We start from the raw sequence: 22,233 nt of genomic DNA, 5'->3' as shown, positions 1-22,233 counted from the left end.
CGCTGGGTTTTTCGCCCGTCTCAGCCTATGTCGGGGTAGGACCGACACAGGCGCAGACGAAGGAAGCCCCATGCAGTACGAAACGATCCAGCTGAGCGAGGCGGACGGCATCGCCGTGCTGACGCTCGACCGGCCCGACCACCTGAACGCGATGACCACGCAGATGCGGGCAGAGCTGCTGCACGCGGTGAAGGACGTGCAGGCGCGGGCCAAGGTGCTGGTGCTGACGGGGGCGGGCCGCGCATTCTGCTCGGGTCAGGATCTGGGTGATGCGGCGAGCGCGGGCAGGATCGACCTGGAACGCGCCCTGCGCGACGAATACGGGCCGCTGATCCTTGCGCTGGACGAATGCCCGATCCCGACCATCGCGGCGGTCAACGGCGCGGCGGCGGGGGCAGGCGCCAACGTGGCGCTGGCCTGCGACGTGGTGATCGCGGCGGAATCGGCCTATTTCCTGCAAGCCTTCACGCGGATCGGCCTGATCCCGGATGCGGGTGGCACCTGGTCGATGCCGCGCCGGATGGGTCTGGCCAAGGCGATGGGCGCGTCGCTGTTTGCCGAACGCATTCCGGCGGCCAAGGCCGAGGCCTGGGGCCTGATCTGGGAAGCGGTGCCCGATGCGGAGTTCGAGGCGCACTGGCGCGGCCGCGCGGCGCACCTCGCGCAAGGTCCCACCATGGCCTATCGCGCGGTCAAGGAAGCGCTGCGCGCCTCCGACACCAACACGCTGAGCGAACAGCTGAACGTCGAGGCCCATTTGCAGGGCAAGTGCGGCCATTCGCGGGACTTCAAGGAAGGTGTGCTGGCCTTCACCGAAAAGCGCGCGGCCAAGTTCGAAGGCCGCTAGGTGCCAGAAACCCTCCCCGGCGGGCGATGGCCGGGGAGGGCGCTGCACCGGACAAGGGCGATCAGACCATCAGCAGGTCATCACCCATGTCCGTTTCCGTCGTGTCGAGAGCCGGATCGGCGTCGATCTTGGGCAGGATCAGCTCGTCATATTCGACAAGGTACTGGTCGCAGAACACGCCCTCTTCCTGCGGCGTGTAGCACAGGTCGTCCACCGCGCCCGATCCGACAAGGTTCACGTCCATCGACGCCACGCCATCGGTGTTGATGTCGATCACCGCCTCGCCGTTGTCGGTGCCGGCGGGGATGGCGACCGAATTGATCAGCTCGCCGTCCACGTCGAAAAGGTCGATCGACCCGCCGGCCTCTTCCACGTCCAGCACCGTCAGGCTGGAGACGGTCGACACCACGTCGAAGTCGAACGAGATCGTGCCGCCATGGGCGTTGTCGTCCGCATCACCTGAATCGTTGTCTTCCGAGATGATGATGACGTTGCCCTTGCCCGCGTAAGACAGGTCGTGATCGCCGCCCGTGGGATTCGCGGTGTCGAAGATCATCGCGTCATTCTCGCTGTCGGCGGCATCGCCCGCGCGCTGCGCCGATACCGTGACACCGGCGAACTGGTCGCTGACCACGTCGCCCGATTGCGCGCCGTCAAAGCCTTCGCACTCTTCCGCCGCGTCCTCGATCATGCGGATTTCGACATTGTCGAACCGGACCTGTTCGTCGGAGGCCGAGATGTCGGACACGATACGGAATTGCACGTCCGTCTGCGCGGTATCGAGAACCCCGCCTGCGTAGTCGAGCGTGGCCTTCGTGTCGGTGATCTGTTGCCCGGTCTCGGACCCGACTAGCGCATCGCCCGCGTCGTTCACGCGGAATTCGTCCAGCAGAACCCAGTCGCCGCCGTCGATCTGCACCTCGATGCGCACCGTGTCCTCGTACCGGCCCGAGGCCTCGAACTTCTGCAGGTTGATGCCCTGCGCGTCGATGGAAAACTCCACCGGGCCGTCGGCGGGCAATTCCTCGAACACCAGCCGTCCGTCATTGGCGCCGTCGGTGTGCAAGGCGTCGTCCCACACCTCCCAGTCGCCGTCCGCGCGCACGAGGTCGCTGTCCTCCGGGTCGTGCAGGCCGTCGAAATTCTCGGCCCCGATCACGACGGGGGTTTGCGATGCGCCACCCGTGGTGGTCGTGACCGCGATGTTGTCGACCCGCAGGATCTCGTTCGCGGCGCTGATGTCGGCTACGAGGCGGAAGGACACCTCGCCGTCGATCTGGTCGAGGATGCCACCGGAATAGCTCATCGTGCTGGCCGCGCCGTCGCCGAAGGTCTGGCCGGTCAACGAGCCGGTGAAGGTGTCGGTATGTTCGTCCACGACGAATTCGTCCAGCAGGACCCACGACCCGTCATCCAACTGCACCTCCACCCGCAGGCTGTCGCCGTACTGGCCCGAGGCCTCGAAATTCTGCGCGTTGACGGAATGGATGTCGAAGGACAGCGCGACAGCACCGGTCAACGCGATCGCGTCGAGTCGTAGGACACCGTCTCCCGCGCCGCTGGCGCCTACCGAGCCGCCTTGCGCGAACCAGCCATCGGCCTGCGCGATGCCGCTTTCCAGAAGCGGCGAGCCAAGGATATTGGTGCCATTGTCGAGCTGGAAATCCACGTCGATCACGGTTTCGGTGACGGGCGCGCCGCTACCTTCGCCGCCTATCAGCGCCATGCCCATGCCGTTGTCGCTGTCGACCACGGCGACCAGCTTGGTCAGGTCGATGTCGTCGATGGTCAACGGACGGCCCGCATCCACCCAGATGGTAAAGCCCGTGTCGTTCACCGTGCCCGCGTTCGAGCCGGGAAACTCGCCGAACTGCACCTCGACGTCGAACTGCTCCTGCGTCTGCGCGCCGTTGTCGAGCTGGTTCAGGATGCCCGGTTCGGCGCGGAAATCGATGACGTCGCCGTTCGGGTCATCGACCTTGGGGAAGATCCGAAGCGTGGGCGAGACGCTGTCGTCCTTGAGATTGAAGAAGAAGCCGTCGATGTCGGTCGTGTCGTCGGCGCCGTCCAGGATGAAGACGAGGCTACCCTCGTCTTCGACGATGGTCAGTGTGACTACGGGATCGCAGCCCAACTGGTAGACGTGTTGGTCCGTTCCAGGCATGTCGCCCTCCACAGCTATGTCGCTCGCGACATCGCCCCCGAGATGCGCGGGTACCGGGCTAGAACGGGTGGCGAGAATTCGAAAACAATTTGGCGTAAACAGAGCGTTTCCGCCTTCTTGCGGCCCAACTTTCTCTTTTTGATTGCAAGGTCTTCGAACAATCCGCGCGTAGGGTTGCAAATTGTCCATGCCGGGCGGGGACCGGCCCGAGGCGATTCAAATGTCAGACAATTGTTGACAGGTGCCGATCATCTGTGCCGGTATCAGGGTCATAATTCTAAAAACAACTTGGAACTGGGAGGATATTCCAATGAGTGAATGCTGCGGACCCGGCTATGCATCGCCGGCAGAGGCCATGCAGGCCGAGCGTGAAAAACTGCTTTATACCGTTGCCTTGTATGTCGGCACCGGCGTCGAGGCTCCCGATTACCTCGCCACCGTGGATGTCGATCCAGACAGCCCCACCTACAGCCAGGTCGTCGCCCGGACCGAGATGCCCCAGATCGGCGACGAATTGCACCATTCGGGCTGGAACGCCTGTTCGTCCTGCAACGACGACTCGTCGATGAAGCGCCAGTTCCTGCTGCTGCCCGGCGTGCGGACGTCGAACATCAACGTGGTGGACGTGTCGGACGCCAAGAACCCCAAGCTGCACAAGGTCGTGTCGGGTGACGACATCAAGGCCAAGACGGGCCTGAGCGGCCCGCATACCGTGCACTGTCTCAAGCAGGACATCATCATCTCGATGCTGGGCGATGCCGACGGCAACGCGCCGGGCGGGTTCCTGCATCTGGACAAGGATTTCAACATCGTCGGCCGGTGGGAGAACGACATCACCGGCATGAACTACAACTACGATTTCTGGTACCAGCCGCGTCACAACATGATGGTGTCGTCCGAATGGGGTGCGCCCAACACGTTCATGCCGGGTTTCGACCTCGAAGACGTGGCGGCGGGCAAGTACGGCCAGTCGATCCACTTCTGGGATTTCGAAGGCAAGAAGATCGTGAAATCCATCGACATGGGCGCCGACGGGATGATCCCGCTGGAAGTGCGCGGCTTGCACGACCCGGCCTCGAACGAAGGGTTCTTCGCCGCGACCCTGTCGTCGAACGTGTTCCGCTGGTGGAAGACGGACGATGGCGATTTCGAGATCGAGAAGGTGATCGATATCGACACGATCGACGTCGAAGGCTTCCCGGTGCCGATGCCGTCGCTGATCACGGATATCCTGATCTCGATGGACGACAAGTACCTGTATTTCGCCAACTGGCTGCACGGTGATTTGCGCCAGTACGACGTTTCGGACCGCGCCAATCCCAAGCTGACGGGGCAGGTCTGGATCGGCGGGATGCTGGGCAAGGCGCCCGAGGTGAACGGCGTCAAGGTGCAGGGCGCGCCGCAGATGATCCAGCTGTCACTGGACGGCAAGCGGCTCTATGTCACGACCTCGCTCTTCTCGTCATGGGACAACCAGTTTTACCCCGACATGAAGGACAAAGGCGCGCAGATGTACATGATCGACTGCGACACGGAAAACGGTGGCATGTCCATCAATCCCGATTTCGTGGTGGATTTCGGCGGCGAGCCGAACGGCCCCTCGCGCTGCCACGAGATGCGCTATCCCGGAGGCGACGTGACCTCCGACATCTGGATGTAAGCGCGATGTGTGGATGCGGTGCCTGCGGCCTTGCGAAGGCCGTGGGCGAAGAGGCCGCAACCCGCGCGCCATCCAGGCCGCTCTTCGGCTGGCTGAAACGCTGGTGGCGGTGACGCACAAGGTCACGCTGCGCAATCGCGGCGTGACCTTTCACGTGGCCGAGGATGAACCGATCTATGCCGCCGCGCTGCGGGAAGGCATCCAGTTGCCCATCGCCTGCAACTACGGCGGCTGCATCACCTGCGCGGCCAAGATGCTGTCGGGCAAGGTGCGCCAGCCGAAAGGCACGGCGCTGAACCGGCGGCAGAGCCAAGCGGGGTATATCCTGTTATGCGTCGCGCTGCCGGTGACGGATTGCGAGATCGACGTGGGTGTGGAAAGCCACGACCAGCTTTACCAGAACCCGTTCGCGGTGGCGCCGGGCGCGCGCTTGCGGCGTTAGAAGTTGGCCGCGAGTCGCCGGGCAAGGGTGCGGCCCGGCGATGCGCGGCGGGCCTGAAGGCCCTTGATTCCGCGCTCGCGCTTGGCTTTTACCGGTTCTCGATTTCCACGTAATCCCGACGCGTCTCGCCCATGTACAACTGCCGGGGACGGCCGATCTTGAGTTGCGGATCGTCAAGCTGCTCTTTCCACTGCGAAATCCAGCCCACGGTGCGCGACAGCGCGAAGATCGGCGTGAACATCGAGGTCGGGAAACCCATCGCTTCGAGGATGATGCCCGAATAGAAATCGACGTTCGGGAACAGCTTCTTCTCGGCGAAATAGGGATCGTTCAGGGCCTCTTTCTCCAACTCCTTGGCGACCTGCAGCTTGGGGTTGTCCTCCACGCCCAGAAGCTCCAGCACCTCGTCGGCGGATTGCTTCATCACCGTCGCGCGCGGGTCGAAGTTCTTGTAGACGCGGTGGCCGAAACCCATCAGGCGGAACGGGTCGTTCTTGTCCTTGGCGCGGTCGATGAATTCGGGGATGCGGTCGACCGTCCCGATTTCTTCCAGCATCTCCAGGCACGCCTGGTTCGCGCCGCCATGCGCCGGGCCCCAAAGACAGGCGATGCCGGCGGCGATGCAGGCAAACGGGTTCGCACCCGAAGACGACGCCAGCCGCACCGTCGAGGTCGATGCGTTCTGCTCGTGATCGGCATGCAGGGTAAAGATCCGGTCCATCGCGCGGCTGAGGATCGGGTTGACCTCGTATTCCTCGGCCGGGACGCTGAAGCACATGCGCAGGAAATTCGACGCGTAGTCGAGATCGTTGCGCGGATACACGAAGGGCTGCCCGATGGAATACTTGTAGGCCCAGGCCGCGATCGTCGGCATCTTGGCGATCAGGCGGTGCGAGGCGATCTCGCGCTGGCGCGGGTCGTTGATATCGGTCGAGTCATGGTAGAAGGCCGACATCGCGCCCACGACACCCACCATGATCGCCATCGGGTGCGCATCGCGGCGGAACCCCCGGAAGAAGTTCACCATCTGCTCGTGCAGCATGGTGTGGTTGGTGATCGTCTGTTCGAACACCTCCAGCTCTTTCGCGGACGGCAATTCGCCGTACAGCAGCAGGTAGCAGACTTCGAGGTAGTGGGATTTCTCGGCCAGCTGGTCGATCGGGTAACCGCGGTGCAGCAATTCGCCCTTGTTGCCGTCGATGAAGGTGATGGTGCTGTCGCAAGACGCGGTCGAGGTGAAGCCGGGGTCGTAGGTGAACACCTTGGCCTGCGCGTACAGCTTGCGGATGTCGATCACGTCGGGCCCGGCGGTCGGGGAATAAACCGGCAGATCATAGGTCTGGCCATCCAGTGTCAGCGTTGCTGTCTTGTGTGCGGTATCGGCCATCGGTTGTCTCCCGTTCAAATGCGTCGCGCCCGGACAGGGCGGTGGTCGTGGTCGGCCCGTCAGCTGCGGGCGGCGTGATCGATCCGGGCAACGGACTCGTCGCGCCCAAGGACCAGCATCATGTCGTACACGCTGGGCGTTGCACTGCGTCCGGCCAATGCCGCGCGCAGGGGGGCTGCGAGTTTTCCGAAGTTGAGGCCATGGCTCTCGGCAGCGGTGCCAAGAACGGCCTCCAGATCGTCTCGGGTCCAGCTAGCATCTCGCAACTGCGGCGTCAATTCGGTCAGTATACCACGGGATACATTGTCGAGCGCCGCGCCGGATTTTTCGTCCGGCACGACCGGCGTGTCGGTCAAGACAAAATGCGCCTTTTCAATGAGTTCCGGGAATGTCTTGGCGCGTTGCTTGAGGAAGGGCATGGCGTCCGCCAGCCACTTTTTCCTCTGATCGGTCGGCAAATCGTGATCGGTCGTGCGGGCGAACGCCTCCAATTCACGCAGCAGCGCAGCATCGTCCGCCGCCGCGATGTGCTGACCGCATAGGTGACCCAGCTTCTTGAAGTCGAACCGCGCGGCGCCCTTGCCGATTCCATCAAGGTCGAACCACGCCATCGCCTGCGCATCGGTGAAGAACTCGTCGTCCCCGTGGCTCCAGCCCAGCCGGGCAAGGTAGTTGCGCATGCCCGCCGCCGGGTAGCCCATGTCGCGGTATTCCTCGACCCCGAGCGCACCGTGGCGTTTCGACAGTTTCTTGCCGTCCGGGCCGTGGATCAGCGGGATATGGGCATAGACGGGCAGGGGCCAGCCCATCGCGGTATAGATCCCCATCTGCCGCGCCGCGTTGTTGAGGTGATCGTCGCCCCGGATCACGTGGGTCACGCCCATGTCGTGATCGTCGACCACCACCGCCAGCATGTAGACCGGCGTGCCGTCCGAACGCAGCAGGATCATGTCGTCCAGCTGGTCGTTGCGGATCGTGACGTCGCCCTGAACGGCGTCGCGGATCACCGTCGTGCCGTCCATCGGTGTCCTGAGGCGGATCACGAAGGGCGCATCGGGATGCGTGGCCGGATCGGCATCGCGCCACGGGCTTTGGAACAGGGTCGAACGACCCTCGGCGCGGGCGGCATCGCGGAAGGCCGCGATCTCCTCGGGCGTGGCGAAGCACTTGTAGGCGGCACCCTGTTCCAGAAGCTGGTGCGCGACCTCGGCATGGCGGTCGGCGCGGGCGAACTGGCTGATCGCCTCGCCATCATGGTCAAGGCCCAGCCACGCCATCCCGTCAAGGATCGCCTGCGTTGCCTCGGGGGTGGAGCGCGCGCGGTCGGTATCCTCGATCCGCAGCAGGAACTTGCCGCCGCGCCCACGCGCGAAAAGCCAGTTGAAAAGCGCCGTGCGCGCGCCGCCGATATGCAGATAACCGGTCGGAGAGGGGGCAAACCGGGTCACTACCGGCGCATGGGTCGCGTCGTGCATGGGAAGGTTAACCTTTTGCTAAGGATCGTGCGGCAAGCATGTCCCGCGCGTTTACCGACCCCGAGGGACGAGAACAAGCATGACACTGGCAACCCGCGTATCCGGGTGGGCCCTGTCGCAGCAGGGCCATTTCTTTCCCTGGGCGCCGGTTTGCCTTGGCGCCGGGATCGGTGCCTATTTCTCGCTCGACACCGAACCCACGCCGTGGGTGCTTTATATCCTTGCGGCATTGGCGCTGTTCGGCGCGCTGCTGGCGCTCCGCGCGCAGACGCCGCTGCTTGTCCGGGTGGTGATCTGGGCGGGCGTTCTGGCCGCGCTTGGCGTAGTGCTGGCAGCGGCGCGGACACACAATGTTTCGGGGCCTGTTCTGGCCAAGCCGGTCTACGGCGCGGTGGCCGGGCGGATCGTGAAGATCGACCGCTCTGCCTCCGGGTTGCCACGGCTGACGCTGGACCAGGTCGCGCTGTCCCGCGTGGCGCCCGCTGACACGCCCCGGCGCGTGCGGGTAAGCGTGGCCAAGGACGGTCCGCACACGCACTTCCTGCCCGGTCGCCGGGTCGGCACGACCGCCTATATCGCGCCCCCGCGCGGCGCGGCGGAACCGGGCGGGTTCGACTTTCGTCGACACGCATGGTTCCAGAAGCTGGGGGGCGTGGGGTACAGCCGGGTGCCGGTCGTGGCCGTCGAGGACCCGGAGAGAACCGGTTTCGCCCTTTGGATCACGCAGGTGCGGCTGGCCCTGTCCGCCCGGTTGCAGGCCGCGTTGCCGGGGCCGGAAGGCGGCGTTCTGGCGGCGATCGTGACCGGCGACCGCTCGGCCCTCGATCCGCGGATCGTGGAGGACCTGCGGGCCACGAACCTCGCGCACCTGCTGGCCATCTCCGGGCTGCATATGGGGCTTGCGGCGGGGGTGGTGTTCGGCATGGTGCGGGGCGCGCTTGCGCTTGCGCCCTCGCTCGCGCTGCGCTGGCCGATCCGGCGGATCGCGGCGGTGGCCGGGTTCCTCGCGGCGGCGGCCTACCTTGCGCTGTCGGGCGGCAACGTCGCGACCGAACGCGCCTTCATCATGGTGTCGGTGGCGCTGGGGGCGGTGCTGCTGGACCGGCGGGCACTCAGCCTCAGGGCGGTGGCGCTGGCCGCGCTGATCGTGCTGGCGCTGCGACCCGAGGCGCTTCTGAGCCCCGGTTTCCAGATGTCCTTTGCCGCGACCACCGCGCTGGTCGCCGCCTTCGCGGGCATCCGCGAGTTGCGGCGCGATCCTGCACCCGGCTGGTTGCGCCCGGTCATCGCGCTGGTGGTGTCCTCGGGCGTGGCCGGGATCGCCACCGCCCCCGTGGCGGCCGCGCATTTCAACATGTTCGCGCATTACGGGCTGATCGCGAACCTGTTGTCGGTGCCGCTGATGGGGGCCGTCATCATGCCGTTTGCCATTGCCGGGCTGGTGCTCATGCCCCTTGGCCTCGCGGCCCTGCCGTTATGGGTGTCGGGGCAGGGGATCGGCTGGATCCTCGGCGTGGCGGACCGGGTCGCGGGATGGGACGGATCGGTCAGCGGGATCGCCACGCCCGCGGGCTGGGTCCTGCCCGCGCTGGCGCTTGCGGGCCTGTGGCTCGCGCTTGTGCAGGGGCGCGGACGCTTCGCGGCGCTCCCGGCGCTGGCGCTGGTGCTGACGCAATGGTCGGGCGATGACAGGCCGGACGTGCTGATCGACGCGGAGGGGCAGATCGTGGGCGTGCGCGTGGACGACATGCGCGCCCTGAGCCGCGCGAAAGGCGCAGGGTTTGTCGCCGGGATCTGGCTGGAGAATGACGGGCTGCGGGTCGAACAGGCCAAGGCCGCGCAATCTTGGAACGCCGAAAGTGCGGGCTGGGACATCGTGCATGTCGCGGGCAAACGCGCCGCGCGGACGCCACCGCCCTGCGCGCGGGGCCGGTTGATCGTGTCGAACGTGCCGCTCACCCTCGACGGGCCGTGCCTCGTCCTCGACCTCGACAAGCTGCGCGACAGCGGCAGCATCGCCTTGTGGAGGGATGGAACGGGCCTGCGCGCGCGGATCGCGCATGTCGATGGCGGCGCGCGCCCGTGGTCACCGCGAGGCACCGCACCGCCGGGTCTTGTCGACTGGATGAAGACGGTCGGGGATCAGTAGGTGCGGATCAACCCGACAAGACGCCCCTGCACCTTGACCTGGTCGGCGGGGAAAACGCGCGTCTCGTAAGCCGGGTTGGCCGCCTCGAGCGCGATCGCGGCCCCGTGGCGGCGCAGGCGTTTCAGCGTCGCCTCGTGATCGTCGACCAGCGCGACGACGATGTCGCCGTCATCGGCGGTCGAGGTTTCGCGGATCACCACCACGTCGCCGTGGTTGATGCCCGCGTCGATCATCGAGTCGCCCTTGACCTCCAGCGCGTAATGCGGGCCGCTGCCATTCAGCATCGCCTGCGGCACGCTGACCTGGGCCGAGCGGTCCTCGATCGCCTCGATCGGGACACCGGCGGCGATCTTGCCGACCATCGGCACCCAGTCCGCGCCGTCCGACACGACGGGTTGCGCGGCGGGAGGCGTGGCGGCGGGGCGGTCCCCGTCGATCACGGTGGGAATGAAGCCCGCGGGCTTGCCACCAAGCGATTCCGGCAGTTTCACGATTTCCAGCGCGCGGGCGCGGTGGGCGAGGCGGCGGATGAACCCGCGCTCTTCCAGCGCGGTGATCAGGCGGTGGATGCCGGATTTCGAACGGAGGTCCAGCGCGTCCTTCATCTCGTCAAACGACGGTGGCACCCCGTCGCGCTGAACGCGCTTGTTGACGAAGTCCAGAAGGTCCAGTTGTTTCTGTGTCAGCATCGCTCGCTTCCTCTGCGCATACCCGTTTGTTCCGGGCCTGTTTGCGTTTGTTCTACACATGTTCCCGTTTTGTGTCAACTTTTGACGGGAGCGTGTCAGAGGGGGATGCAGTCCACCTGCGTGCCCGCATCAAGGGCGGGGCTGTTGGCGGGCTGGATCAGCAGCGCATTGGACGAGGACAGGATGGTCAGAAGCGAACTGTCCTGCCGGGCGAAGGCGGTTATCCGGTCGCCGTCAAGCGTGGCGCGCATGTAGTGATCGCGCGCCGATCCCTTGCCCAGCGGTTCCGCCAGAACCGCCTTGCGCGTCGGCACCGGGGCACTTCCAAGGCCAAGAAAGCCCGCGATCATCGGGCGCAGGAAGACGTGCCCGCAGACCATGGCCGACACCGGGTTGCCCGGCAGGCCCACCATCGCCGCATCCCCCATGCGCCCCGCCATCAGCGGTTTTCCGGGCCGCATCGCGATCTTGTAGAAGTCGCGCGCCAGCCCCAGCGTTTCGGCCACCGGCCCGACAAGGTCGTGATCCCCGACCGAGGCACCCCCGATGGTCACGACGAGGTCCGCGCCGTCGGTCAACCCGAACGCGGTGGTGAGCGAGGCCTCGCTGTCCCGCGCGATGGGCAACAGCCGGACGTCGGCGCCCTCTGCCTCGAGCATGGCCTTCAGCCCGAAGGCGTTCGACACGATGATCTGGTCCGGGCCGGGGGTTTCGCCGGGCATGACCAGCTCATCGCCCGTCGACATGATGGCGACGACGGGACGGCGCGTGACACGCACCTGCGCCACGTTCATCGCGGCAAGCAGGGCAATGTCGGACGGCGTCAGGCGGCGCGGCGCGGCAACCCGCGCCCCGGCGGCGAAATCGCCTCCGCGCGGGCGCAGATGCGTGGACGGCTCGGACCCGGTCACGGTGATGGTGTCGCCGTCGCGCGAGGTGTCTTCCTGGATGACGATGCGGGTCGTGCCCTCGGGCACCGGGGCGCCGGTGAAGATGCGCACGGCCTGTCCCGGACCCACCGACCCGTCAAAGCGGTGCCCGGCGGCGGCCTCTCCGATCACGGTCAGCGTCGAGCCGATCTCGGGATCACCCGCCACCGCGTATCCGTCCATGGCCGAGGCGGTGAAAGGCGGCTGATCGCGCCGCGCGACCGCATCCTCGGCCAGAACCTGGCCCGCCGCTTCGGCCAGCGGCACCTCTTCCGAGGGCAGGGGCGTGACCAGCGCAAAGAGGTGATCAAGCGCCTCGGTGACCGAGATCACGGCGCGTCGAAGCGGCCGGACTTGCCGCCGTCCTTGAAGGTGACGCGCAGGTCGTCGATGACCATGCCGCGATCCACTGCCTTGACCATGTCGTGCACCGTCAGCGCGGCGGTGGCGGCGGCGGTCAGGGCCTCCATCTCGACCCCCGTCTGGCCCGTCGTCTTGACCGTGGCCGTGATGTGCACGCCGGGCAGGTCGGTGTCGGGCGTCAGGTCCACCGTGACCTTGGTGATCGGCAGCGGGTGGCAGAGCGGGATCAGGTCGGAGGTCTTCTTGGCGGCCATGATGCCCGCAAGTCGTGCCACGCCCAGCACGTCGCCCTTCTTGGCGGTGCCCTGCATGATGAGGGCGAGCGTTTCGGGCTGCATGGTGACGCGGGCGATGGCGGTGGCGATGCGGTCGGTCACGGGCTTGTCGCCCACGTCGACCATCTGCGCGGCGCCCGCCGCGTCGAAATGCGTGAGCCCGCTCACAACCCGACCTGCGGCACTTCAGGCGAGGCAAGGATCGCGCGGGTCGCGGCGGTCACGTCCTCGGCCCGCATCAGGCTTTCGCCGATCAGGAAGGTGCGCGCGCCGTAGCGGGCGAGGTCGGCGAGGTCCTCCGGGCCGGTCAGGCCGCTTTCGGCGACGATGATCTTGTCCTCGGGCACCCGGCGGCTCAGTTCGCGGGTGGTGTCGAGCGTGACGTCGAAGGTCTTGAGATTGCGGTTGTTGATGCCCAGCAGGCGCGAGGACAGGTGGCTGGCGCGGTCCAGTTCCTCGGCATCGTGCACCTCGATTAGGGCGTCCATGCCCCAATGGGTCGCGGCGTCTTCCAGTTCGCGCGCCTGCGCGTCGGATACGCTGGCCATGATGATCAGGATGCAATCGGCTCCCAGAGCGCGGGCCTCGGCCACCTGGTAGGTGTCGTACATGAAATCCTTGCGCAGAGCGGGCAGGGACGTGGCGTTGCGCGCTTCGGTAAGGAAACTCTTGGCACCCTGGAAAGAAGGCGTATCGGTCAGGACGGACAGGCAGGTCGCGCCACCGGCCTCGTAAGCCTTTGCAAGCGTCGCGGGGTCGAAATCGGCGCGGATCAGGCCCTTGGAGGGCGAGGCTTTCTTGATCTCGGCGATCAGGCCATAGCCGGTGCGCGCGGCGTGCAGAAGCGCGTCGGCAAAGGGGCGGACGGGCGATGCCGCGCGCGCCTCGGCCTCCACCGCCTCCAGCGGCTTGGCGGCCTTGTCGGCGGCGATCTCTTCGAGCTTGTAGGCCTTGATACGGTCGAGCACGGTGTCTGTCATTGGGCCTGATTAAGCGGTTGGGGGGAGGGGTGCAACGGTTGAGCCGCGACCGGCGCGGAATCAAGGCCGCAGGCCGCCGCGCATCGCCGGGCCGCCCCCCGGCACGGCGATTTGGCAGGTCTTGGTGCATCGCCGGGGCGGAGTTCGGAATTTGCACGCATCAAGCGCTTCGCGGGCAGGTGGGATCGCCGCACCGCGGCCCGACGCTGCGCGGCTCCAGGCTGTGCTCAACCGTTCGTTGCCCGCGCCGCCGCCTCGATCCGGGCCTTGGCCGACCCGCTGTCGATGCTCTCGCGCGCCATCTCGACCCCTGCTTTCAGATCGCCCGCGACATCCGCCACCACCAGCGCGGCGGCGGCATTCAGCAGCACCGCGTCGCGGTAGGCCGAGGCCTCGCCGTCCAGCAGCGCGCGGAAGGCCGTCGCGTTCTCTGCGGGCGTGCCGCCCACGATCGCCTCGAACGGATGTTCGGGCAGGCCGGCATCGGCGGGAACGATCTCCCGCATCTCGACCGCGCCGCCTTCAAGCGCCGCGACCCAGCTGACGCCGGTGATCGTCAACTCGTCCGTCCCGTCCGAGCCGTGCACGAGCCACGCCTTCTCGGACCCGAGCGCCAACAACGTTTCGGCCATTGGCCGGATCAGGTCGCGCGAAAACGCTCCGGTCAGCTGGCGCTTGACGCCCGCGGGGTTGGTGAGCGGACCGAGGATGTTGAAAATCGTGCGCGTGCCCAGTTCGGCCCGCGTGGGCATCACGTGGGCAATCGCGGGGTGGTGCATCGGGGCCATCATGAAGCCGATCCCGGCCTCGGCGATGGATTTCTCGACCACCTCCGGCCCGACCATCACGTTCAGGCCCATCTGCGTCAGCGCATCCGCCGCGCCCGACTTGGACGACAGGTTGCGGTTGCCGTGCTTTGCCACCGGCACACCCGCGCCCGCCACGACGAAGGCTGTGGCAGTCGAGATGTTGAGCGTGCCCTTGCCGTCGCCCCCGGTCCCGACGATGTCCATCGCACCTTCGGGCGCGCGCACCGCCTTGCACTTGGCGCGCATCACCGCGGCGGCGGCGGCGTATTCGTCCACCGTCTCTCCCCGCGTGCGCATCGCCATCAAGAGCCCGCCGATCTGGCTGGGCGTCGCCTCCCCGTCGAACAGGATGCCAAAGGCGTCCTCGGCCTGCGCACGGGTGAGGGGCCCGTCGGCGGCGGCGCCGATCAGGGGTTTCAGCGCGTCGCTCATGCCGGGACCTTCATCGTGTCTAGGAAATTCTTCAGCATCGCGTGGCCGTGTTCGGACCGGATGCTTTCGGGGTGGAACTGCACGCCTTCAATCGGCAGCTCGCGGTGGCGCAGGCCCATGATGGTGCCGTCTTCCAGCTCTGCCGTGACCTCCAGCACGTCCGGCACCGTCGCGCGGTCCACCACCAGCGAGTGATAGCGCGTCGCCTTGAAAGGCGAGGGCAGACCCTTGAACACGCCCGTGCCGCGATGGTGCATCATGCCCATCTTGCCATGCACGATCTCGTCATGGCGCACGACGCGCCCGCCGAAGGCCTGCCCGATGGTCTGGTGACCAAGGCACACGCCCAACAGCGGCGTCCCGGTCTCTGCCGCGGCATGCGTCAGGGCAAGGCAGATGCCCGCCTGGTCGGGATCGCAGGGGCCCGGCGACAACAGGATACCGGCGGGGTTCATCGCCATCGCCTCCTGCACGTCGAGCGCGTCGTTGCGGCGCACGACGACCTCGGCCCCCAACTCGCCCACGTAGTGCACGAGGTTGTAGGTGAAGCTGTCGTAGTTATCGATCAGAAGCAGCATGGGCGGTTTCCCGGTGCGGATCACGAAAAGGGTGGAGCGCGGAGCCCCTCAAGCGCTATACTGGCGCAACGTGGGCCGGACAAGATCATCGCGACACCGGCAGGCACGAGCAGGCAACGGGCTAGGGGGCAAGGATGGCGCGAGGGTTTCTCTCCGGGGCCGCGTGGGGCGCGGTTCTTTCCGTACTGGGTGTGGGCGTGCTGAGCGTGGCGGGCCCGCCACCGATGGTGGTGCAGCCGACGCCGGACCTCGACGCGCCGGGCGGCATGGCCGCCGACGCTCCGGCGGAGGACATGGCACCCAAGGTCGCAGGTACCGACGAAGCCGCCGCACCGCAGGCCGAAACCCCGACCACGGATGCCGCATCCGCCCCGGACACGCTGGCCGCTTTGGCCGAGGAAGCGCGCCAGCCGGCAAAGGCCCCGGAAACGGCCGATCTGGGTGACGCGCCCTCGGCGCCGTCCGCCGATGGCGGTACCGGCGCGGCGCTGCCAACCGCAGGCGACACGGGCGTCGCGCGCCCGTCAGGCCCCGGTGCGACCCTGACCGCGCCGGACGCGGACACAACCGCGCTGAAACCCGAAACGCCCGCCGAACCGGCGGAGATCGCAAGCGCCGCGCCCAGCCTCGAGACACCGCAAGCGCCGGATGAAAACGGGGAGGCGCTGGCCTCCCGCGTCGAACAGCCCGCGCTGCCCGAACAGCCTGCCGCGCCCGATTCAGGCGCGATCACCGTACCCGATGCCCCCGCCGTTGGGGACACGCCCGCGCCGGTCGAGGCAGGGACCGGGGTCACCGCCCCGTCGGCACCGGAAACCCCGGCATCGCCCTCGCTTGGCACTTCCGGCGGGGACGACGCTCCGTTGCCCGGTGCGCGGCCCACGTCGCCCGAGGCGGACGGGGCGGACGGGCTTCCCGATGCGGATGGCCCCGCGGACGCGCCCGCGCCGCAGGTCACGGCACTGGTGCCGTCCACGACCGACGAGGCAGGCGACCGCCCGCGCGTCGGGCAACCGGCCCGCACGCTTGTACCCGCCAGCACCCCGCGCCTGCCGAGTGTGACGGCGGAGGGCGGGGAGGCCGCTGCCGGGGAGGACGATCAGCGCCCGGTTGTCTTGTTCGCCGAACCGATCGAGGTCGCCGCCGACCGCCCGCGCATGGCGATCGTATTGATCGACGACGGGTCGGGCCCGATCGGGGCCGAGGTGCTGGACGGGTTTCCCTACCCGGTGACCGTCGCGGTCGACCCGACATCCGAGGTCGCGCAGGCCCGCGCCGCCGATTACCGCGCGCTTGGGCTGGAAGTGATGGCGCTGGCCGAGGTTCCGCAGGGCGCGCAACCGCAGGATGTCGAGGTCACCCTGGCCGCGCTCTTGTCGGCGGTGCCGGAAGCGGTGGGCATCCTCGAAGCGCGCGAAGGCAGTCTTCAGGGATCAAGCGCGGTGTCCGACCAGGTCGCGGCCATTCTGGGACAGACGGGTCACGGGCTGGTCCTCTTTTCCAAGGGGCTGAACGCCGGTGCGACGCTGGCCGCAAAGGCGGGTGTGCCCGCCGCGACCGTGTTCCGGGATTTCGACGGCAACGGGCAGGATCCCAAGGTGATGCGGCGGTTCCTCGATCAGGCGGCCTTCAAGGCGCGGCAGGAAAACGGCGTTGTCATGGTGGGGCGGCTACGGCCCGACACGATCAGCGCGCTTCTGCTCTGGGGTCTTCAGGATCGCGCCGCGCAGGTCGGGCTGGTGCCGGTGTCCATGGTGCTGAACGCGGACCGGTAAGGCGCACCGCTCGGATCAGTTGCCGTCGCGGGTGAACCGCGCCGCATCGGCAGCGGCCCGGCGGATCGCGTTCGATTTGTGCACCGTTTCCATGTATTCGGCCTCGGGATCGCTGTCATAGACGACGCCGCCGCCGGCCTGGATATAGAGCTTGCGGTCCTTCACCAGCGCCGTGCGCAGCGCGATGCACATGTCCATGTCGCCGCCCGCGCTGAAATAGCCGACGCCGCCGCCATAGACGCCGCGCTTTTCGGGCTCCAGCTCGTCGATGATTTCCATCGCGCGTACCTTGGGTGCACCGGAGACGGTGCCCGCGGGCATGCCCGCGAAGAAGGCCGACAGCGCGTCCTGGTCCTCGGCCAGTTCGCCCACCACGTTCGACACGATATGCATCACGTGGCTGTAGCGTTCGACGATGAATTCCTCGGTCGGGCGCACGGTGCCGATCCTGGCCACGCGGCCCACGTCGTTGCGGCCCAGGTCCAGAAGCATCAGGTGCTCGGCCAGTTCCTTTTCGTCGGCGAGCAGGCTGTCTTCGTGCGCCTGGTCCTCCGCCGGGTTCGCGCCGCGCGGGCGGGTGCCCGCGATGGGGCGGATCGTGACCTCGTTCCCGAAGACCCGCACGAGGATCTCGGGGCTGGCGCCGATCACCTGGAAATCGCCGAAGTTGAAGTAGAACATGAAGGGCGACGGGTTGGTGCGCCGCAGCGAGCGGTAAAGCGAGAAGGGCGGCAGCGGGAAATCCTGCGTCCAGCGCTGCGACGGCACGACCTGGAAGATGTCGCCCGCGCGGATGTATTCCTTCGCCTTCTCCACCGCGTCGAGATAGCCCTGATGCGTGAAGTTCGACACCGGTTCGGGCAGGTCGCCCGCATGGCCCATCTCGCGGCTGTCGGGCGGAATCGCGCGGTCAAGATCGCGCAGCGCGTCCATCACCCGTTCGGCGGCCTGCGCATAGGCGGCGCGGGCCGACTGCCCCTCGGTCACCCAGGCGGGTGCCACCACGGTCACGTCACCCTTCACACCATCGAGAACGGCCACGACGGAGGGGCGCAGCAGCGTCGCGTCGGCAAGGCCAAGCGGGTCGGGATTGATGTTCGGCAGATGCTCGACCAGCCGGATCATGTCGTAACCGAGATAGCCGAAAAGCCCGGCCGCGGCCTGCGGCAGGTCGGCGGGCAGGTCGATGCGGCTTTCCTCGATGATCGCGCGCAGGGAGGTCAGCGGATCGGCGGCCTCGTCGACAAAGGCGTCACGGTCGAACCGCGCGGCGCGGTTCACGCGCGCCGTCGTGCCGCGACATTCCCAGATCAGGTCGGGCTTGAGCCCGACGATGGAATAACGCCCGCGCACCTCTCCGCCGGTGACCGATTCCAGCACGAAGGCATCGCGGCTGGTGCCCGCCAGCTTGAGCATCAGCGAAACGGGCGTGTCGAGGTCGGCCGCCAGCCGCGCATAGACGACCTGCGGCTCGCCACGGTCATAGGCGGCGGCGAAGGTGTCGAAATCGGGGGTCAGTTGCATGGCCTGTCAGGATCCGCCACCGGCCACGCCGCCGCCGAAGAACTGCGTGTGCACCGCCGTCAGCGCCTGCTGGTCGATCGAGATCCCGGCCCGCGCCTGCACGTCGTTGGCCAGCGCCTGGAACAGGTCCTGCGCGATCATGCCCGACATCTGGTCGGTCACCGAGGACACCAGCGCCGCGTTGTCCTCGCTGGCGAGGTCGGCGGGCATGACGTTGTCGAGCCGCACGATCACCGCGTCGCCATCCGCCTCGATCACCCGCACGTCGCCGAGTTCCATCTCGAACGCGGTGGCAAGCAGCGCGCGCGGGGCACCTTCGATGAAACCGCGGCGGTTGATGCCGGTCTCGATATTCGGGGCAAGGCCCAGCGCGGCAAAGGTCCGGCCTTCGCGCAGCTGGTCGGCCATCGTCTCGGCCTGTTCCTGCAGGGCGCGGGTCGTCTCGGCGGTGCGCCATGCCTCGGCCACGCGGTCGGTCACGGTGTCGAAGGGTTCGGCGCGCGGCTCTTCGATCGCGTCGAGGCGCAGGGCGAAGATGCCGCCATCCGACAATTCCTCCAGCTCCGGGAAATCGCCCACCCGCGCCTCGGACGCTGCCGCGCGGAAGGCGGCGTAGGCGGCGATGCCGCTGTCGCTGTCACCGGTCCAGTCGATCTGGCCCAGTTGCATGTCGGTCTCGTCCGCCAGTTCCTCCAGAGTGGCCCCGCCTGCCAGCAGGTCGATGATGTTGTCCATCTGCGCCTGGATCATCCGGTTGGCGCTGTCGCGCTGCAGCTCGGTCAGAAGGTCGGGCCGTGCCTCTTCGAAGGTGGTGACCTGTTCGGCCAGCACGGCGTTCACGCGGTAAAGCGCCACGCCCGAATTGGTGGCGACGGGGCCCACGACATCGCCCGCTTCGGCGCCGAACACGGCGTCGGCGGCTTCGTCCGTCAGGTCGCTGCGCGCCACGTCGCCAAGGTCCACGTCGCTGAGGGTCAGGCCGCGGTCAGATACCAGCGTCTCAAAATCGGTCTCTCCCGCATCCAGCCGTGCCCGCGCCGCATCCGCCGCGCCTGCGTCGAGGAACGACAGGCGTTCCAGCAAACGGCGTTCGGGCTGGTTGTAGATCTCGCTGCGATCCTCGTAGATCTCGCGCAGCGTCTCGTCCGAGGTTTCGATGTCACCGATCAGCATGTCGGGCTCAAGCCACGCATAGGTGATCTTGCGGGTCTCCGGACGGGTGAACAGCGCGATGTTGTCGTCGTAGAAGGCGCGCAACTGCGCGTCGTCGGGTTCGGCGATCTCGACGTCGAGCTGCAGGTCGCCCACGCGGCTCCACGTGAAATTGCGCGTCTCGCCGACGAAATTCACCATCGCTTCCGCATAGGTCGCGGGCATAGGCGTGGCCGACAGGACGGCGCCCTGCAACAGGGTTCGCGCGCTTTCCGAGCGCAGGTCCTCTTCGAATTCCGCCTCGGTCAGGCCTGCGTTTTCAAGCTGGAAGCGATAGGAGGCGCGGTCGAACGCGCCGCCCGGTCCCTGGAAGGCGGAGATCTGCACGATCTGGTCGCGCAGGTTCGCGTCACCGATCGACAGACCCAACTGGGCCGCTTCGTGCTCCAGCGCCGCCGCCGTCACCATCTGCTGCAGCGCGCGCCGGTCGATCCCAAAGGCCTGCGCCTGCTGGAAGGTGATGGTGGTGCCGGATTGCTCCTGGAAGCCGCGGATCTGGGCCTGCAACTCGCGCACGTAATCCTGCACGCTGATCGACTTGTCGCCGACCGATCCGATGGTGCGGATCGACCCGCCAAGCCCGGCCGCGCCGAACCCGATCATCGCAAAGCTGAGCAGGCCGACGATGATCCAGACAAAGGTCTTCGACATGGATTTTCTGCCTGCGGCCATGATGCGTGCTCCCGTGCGGTGACCCTGGTTCGGGCGATGTCTACGCGGGTGCCGCGGACAGGGCAAGCGGCGAGCCGGTCAGGGACGCGATTTCGCGGCCGTGCCCTAGAGTTCGACGCGTGCCAGCCGTTCGAAAAGGTCCTCAAGCCCCTCGGCATCCGCGTTAGCGAAGGCCACGCGCAGGTGCTGGCGGGCGCTGTCGTCGCCTTCGGGCGCGAACATGGTGCCCGGCAGGCACAGGATCGCGTGGGTGTCGAGCAGGTGGCGCGCGACCGTCGCGGCATCGGTTGCAAACGGATGGCGCAGGTAGGCGAAATACCCGCCAAGGCCCGCAAGCTGCCAGCCGCGCGCCTCGATCCGGGGCATCAGGCGCGCGACGGTGGCCCTGCGGTCGAGGATCAGGGCGCGTTCCCCGGCCAGCCATTGCGTCATCTCGGTCAGGCCATAAAGCGCCGCCTTCTGGCCCAGCGGGGTGGGGCAGATGGTGACCGTGTCGATGAATTTCGCCGCGTCTTCGAGCCGCGCGGGCGACGTGAGCAGCGCGCCGGTGCGGTGGCCGGTCAGGTGGAAGCTTTTCGAGAAGGAGTAGAGGTGGATCAGCACCTCGTCCCAGTCCGGGTCGGTGAAGAGGTCATGCGGCGCGCCGGGGGTGGACAGGAAATCGCGGTAGGTCTCGTCAAGGATCAGGTGAATGCCATGCGCGCGGCACAGGTCGCGGAACCCTGCCAGCAGGTCGGCGGGGTATTCCGCTCCCGTGGGATTGTTCGGCGATATCAGCACGATGGCGCGCGTTCTGGATGTGATGAGAGAGGCCGCCTCGGACAGGTCCGGCAGCATGTCGGGGCCGCAGCGCAGCGGCACCTTGGTCACGCCCGCCATGTCGCACCACATGGCGTGGTTGAAGTACCATGGCACCGGCAGGATCACCTCGTCGCCCGGTTCCGCGAAGCTGGCGAGGGCTGCGACGAAGGCCTGGTTGCAGCCCGATGTCAGGCCCACCTGGTCCGCGCTCACCGCGCCGCCGTATAGCCGCGCGGTGGTATCCGCCAGCGCCTCCCGCACTGGGCGCAGGCCCCAGTTGCCGGTATACTTGTGCGCCGCGTCGTCGGTCAGGACGAGGTCGGCCATGTGCGCCCGCATCGCGTCGGGCGGCGGATCGGCGGGCGCGGCCTGCGCCACGTTCAGAAGCGGCAGATCGTTCGGCGCACGGGCGTCAAGCCAGCGATACGCCTCGGTCACGGGTGACGGAAAAGTGCGTGATGTCAGGGACATGGACGCCGGTCTTAATCCGTGCCGCGATAGGGTTCGACATATTGCAGCGCCATGTCCCACGGGAAGAAGATCCACGTGTCCTGGCTGACCTCGGTGATGAAGGTGTTCACCTGCGGGCGGCCCATCGGCTTGGCATAGACGGTAGCGACATGGGCCTGCGGATAGAGCGAGCGGACCAGTTCCAGCGTCTTGCCGCTGTCGACAAGGTCATCCACGATGAGGATACCCTTGCCATCTCCCATCACCGTCGCGTCCGGGGATTTCAGCACCTCGGCGTCTCGGCGCTGGTCGGCCTTGCCGCCGCCCGAGTGGTAGGATTTGACGCTGATCGTGTCGACGGTGCGGATATCCAGCTCGCGCGCGACGATCATCGCGGGCGCCATGCCGCCACGGGTGATGGCGACAACCGCCTTCCAGCCGCTTTCGGGGGCTTCGCCCTGCAGACGCCACGCCAGCGCGCGCGCATCGCGGTGCAGCTGGTCCCAGCTGACGTGAAAGCCTTTTTCGTGGGGCAGGCGGTCGGTCATGGAAGGCTCCTTCGGCGCGTCGGTCTCACGTTGGTCTTACGTCGGTATCGCGCCGCTGCAAAGGGGGCCTGC

At 67.2% G+C, this 22,233-nt stretch carries 18 protein-coding genes; 5 read left to right on the top strand and 13 right to left on the bottom strand.

The genetic code is table 11. From position 1 onward, the window contains the following. Window positions 1-70: 70 nt before the first annotated feature. On the top strand, window positions 71-847 hold the full coding sequence (locus ATO11_RS13715) for an enoyl-CoA hydratase-related protein (RefSeq protein ID WP_050531474.1): 777 nt from the start codon (window positions 71-73) through the stop codon (window positions 845-847). Window positions 848-908: 61 nt separating this feature from the next. Here the strand turns inward: ATO11_RS13715 and ATO11_RS13710 are convergent, their stop codons facing one another. Further along, window positions 909-3,011, bottom strand: a complete 2,103-nt coding sequence (locus ATO11_RS13710) for a hypothetical protein (RefSeq protein WP_134643122.1) — start codon at window positions 3,009-3,011, stop codon at window positions 909-911. A 310-nt stretch (window positions 3,012-3,321) separates the two neighbouring features. On the opposite strand from ATO11_RS13710, the gene ATO11_RS13705 reads away from it, so the two are divergent. Both ATO11_RS13705 and ATO11_RS13700 read left to right on the top strand, forming a co-directional pair. Beyond that, complete coding sequence (locus tag ATO11_RS13705; RefSeq protein ID WP_050531472.1) at window positions 3,322-4,671, top strand: selenium-binding family protein; 1,350 nt, start codon at window positions 3,322-3,324, stop codon at window positions 4,669-4,671. 109 nt (window positions 4,672-4,780) lie between these two features. After that, window positions 4,781-5,113: a 2Fe-2S iron-sulfur cluster-binding protein gene (locus tag ATO11_RS13700; protein ID WP_050531649.1), complete on the top strand. Its 333-nt coding sequence runs from the start codon at window positions 4,781-4,783 to the stop codon at window positions 5,111-5,113. Between the two features lie 88 nt (window positions 5,114-5,201). On the opposite strand, the gene gltA is transcribed toward ATO11_RS13700, so the two are convergent. Both gltA and gltX read right to left on the bottom strand, forming a co-directional pair. After that, a complete protein-coding gene (gltA, locus tag ATO11_RS13695; protein WP_050531471.1) occupies window positions 5,202-6,500 on the bottom strand; it encodes a citrate synthase in 1,299 nt (432 codons plus the stop codon). A gap of 59 nt (window positions 6,501-6,559) precedes the next feature. Continuing rightward, window positions 6,560-7,975 carry a glutamate--tRNA ligase gene (gltX, locus tag ATO11_RS13690; protein ID WP_050531470.1) on the bottom strand — a complete coding sequence of 472 codons (1,416 nt, stop codon included), beginning with the start codon at window positions 7,973-7,975 and terminating at the stop codon, window positions 6,560-6,562. A gap of 79 nt (window positions 7,976-8,054) precedes the next feature. Here gltX and ATO11_RS13685 point away from each other — a divergent pair, with 79 nt between their 5' ends. After that, window positions 8,055-10,124, top strand: coding sequence for a ComEC/Rec2 family competence protein (locus ATO11_RS13685; RefSeq protein ID WP_050531469.1), 2,070 nt, complete (start codon window positions 8,055-8,057; stop codon window positions 10,122-10,124). Here the strand turns inward: ATO11_RS13685 and lexA are convergent. The 6 genes from lexA to ATO11_RS13655 all read right to left on the bottom strand — a co-directional run bounded on the left by lexA (window position 10,118) and on the right by ATO11_RS13655 (window position 15,179). After that, complete coding sequence (lexA, locus tag ATO11_RS13680; RefSeq protein WP_050531468.1) at window positions 10,118-10,813, bottom strand: transcriptional repressor LexA; 696 nt, start codon at window positions 10,811-10,813, stop codon at window positions 10,118-10,120. The two genes, ATO11_RS13685 and lexA, sit on opposite strands and share 7 nt — an antisense overlap. Window positions 10,814-10,908: 95 nt before the next feature. Beyond that, window positions 10,909-12,075, bottom strand: coding sequence for a molybdopterin molybdotransferase MoeA (locus tag ATO11_RS13675; protein ID WP_050531467.1), 1,167 nt, complete (start codon window positions 12,073-12,075; stop codon window positions 10,909-10,911). After that, window positions 12,072-12,548, bottom strand: coding sequence for a cyclic pyranopterin monophosphate synthase MoaC (moaC, locus tag ATO11_RS13670; RefSeq protein ID WP_082176327.1), 477 nt, complete (start codon window positions 12,546-12,548; stop codon window positions 12,072-12,074). Before moaC ends, ATO11_RS13675 begins: the two co-directional genes overlap by 4 nt. Further along, complete coding sequence (gene trpC / locus ATO11_RS13665; RefSeq protein WP_050531466.1) at window positions 12,545-13,360, bottom strand: indole-3-glycerol phosphate synthase TrpC; 816 nt, start codon at window positions 13,358-13,360, stop codon at window positions 12,545-12,547. Before trpC ends, moaC begins: the two co-directional genes overlap by 4 nt. A gap of 227 nt (window positions 13,361-13,587) precedes the next feature. Continuing rightward, window positions 13,588-14,601: an anthranilate phosphoribosyltransferase gene (gene trpD, locus ATO11_RS13660; RefSeq protein WP_050531465.1), complete on the bottom strand. Its 1,014-nt coding sequence runs from the start codon at window positions 14,599-14,601 to the stop codon at window positions 13,588-13,590. Further along, window positions 14,598-15,179: an anthranilate synthase component II gene (locus ATO11_RS13655; protein WP_050531464.1), complete on the bottom strand. Its 582-nt coding sequence runs from the start codon at window positions 15,177-15,179 to the stop codon at window positions 14,598-14,600. Before ATO11_RS13655 ends, trpD begins: the two co-directional genes overlap by 4 nt. Before the next feature lie 134 nt (window positions 15,180-15,313). On the opposite strand from ATO11_RS13655, the gene ATO11_RS13650 reads away from it, so the two are divergent. Further along, window positions 15,314-16,954 carry a divergent polysaccharide deacetylase family protein gene (locus ATO11_RS13650; RefSeq protein ID WP_110553701.1) on the top strand — a complete coding sequence of 547 codons (1,641 nt, stop codon included), beginning with the start codon at window positions 15,314-15,316 and terminating at the stop codon, window positions 16,952-16,954. Window positions 16,955-16,969: 15 nt separating this feature from the next. Here the strand turns inward: ATO11_RS13650 and trpE are convergent, their stop codons facing one another. The 4 genes from trpE to gpt all read right to left on the bottom strand — a co-directional run bounded on the left by trpE (window position 16,970) and on the right by gpt (window position 22,161). After that, the gene (trpE, locus tag ATO11_RS13645; RefSeq protein ID WP_050531462.1) at window positions 16,970-18,478 is read right to left on the bottom strand and encodes an anthranilate synthase component I; all 1,509 of its coding nucleotides are present in this window, start codon (window positions 18,476-18,478) and stop codon (window positions 16,970-16,972) included. Between the two features lie 6 nt (window positions 18,479-18,484). Next, a complete protein-coding gene (locus tag ATO11_RS13640; RefSeq protein WP_050531461.1) occupies window positions 18,485-20,362 on the bottom strand; it encodes a peptidylprolyl isomerase in 1,878 nt (625 codons plus the stop codon). 105 nt (window positions 20,363-20,467) lie between these two features. After that, window positions 20,468-21,634: an aminotransferase gene (locus ATO11_RS13635; protein WP_082176325.1), complete on the bottom strand. Its 1,167-nt coding sequence runs from the start codon at window positions 21,632-21,634 to the stop codon at window positions 20,468-20,470. An 11-nt stretch (window positions 21,635-21,645) separates the two neighbouring features. Continuing rightward, window positions 21,646-22,161 (bottom strand): xanthine phosphoribosyltransferase, encoded by a 516-nt coding sequence (gene gpt / locus ATO11_RS13630; RefSeq protein ID WP_050531459.1) that lies wholly within the window; start codon window positions 22,159-22,161, stop codon window positions 21,646-21,648. Between the last annotated feature and the right edge of the window lie 72 nt (window positions 22,162-22,233).

Origin of the sequence: Pseudaestuariivita atlantica (assembly GCF_001205715.1) — a bacterium.
In the GTDB taxonomy this organism is placed as follows: Bacteria; Pseudomonadota; Alphaproteobacteria; order Rhodobacterales; family Rhodobacteraceae; genus Pseudaestuariivita; species Pseudaestuariivita atlantica.
The sequence above is the reverse complement of the archived record's forward strand: the minus strand, read 5'-3'. Positions and strand labels throughout refer to the sequence as shown.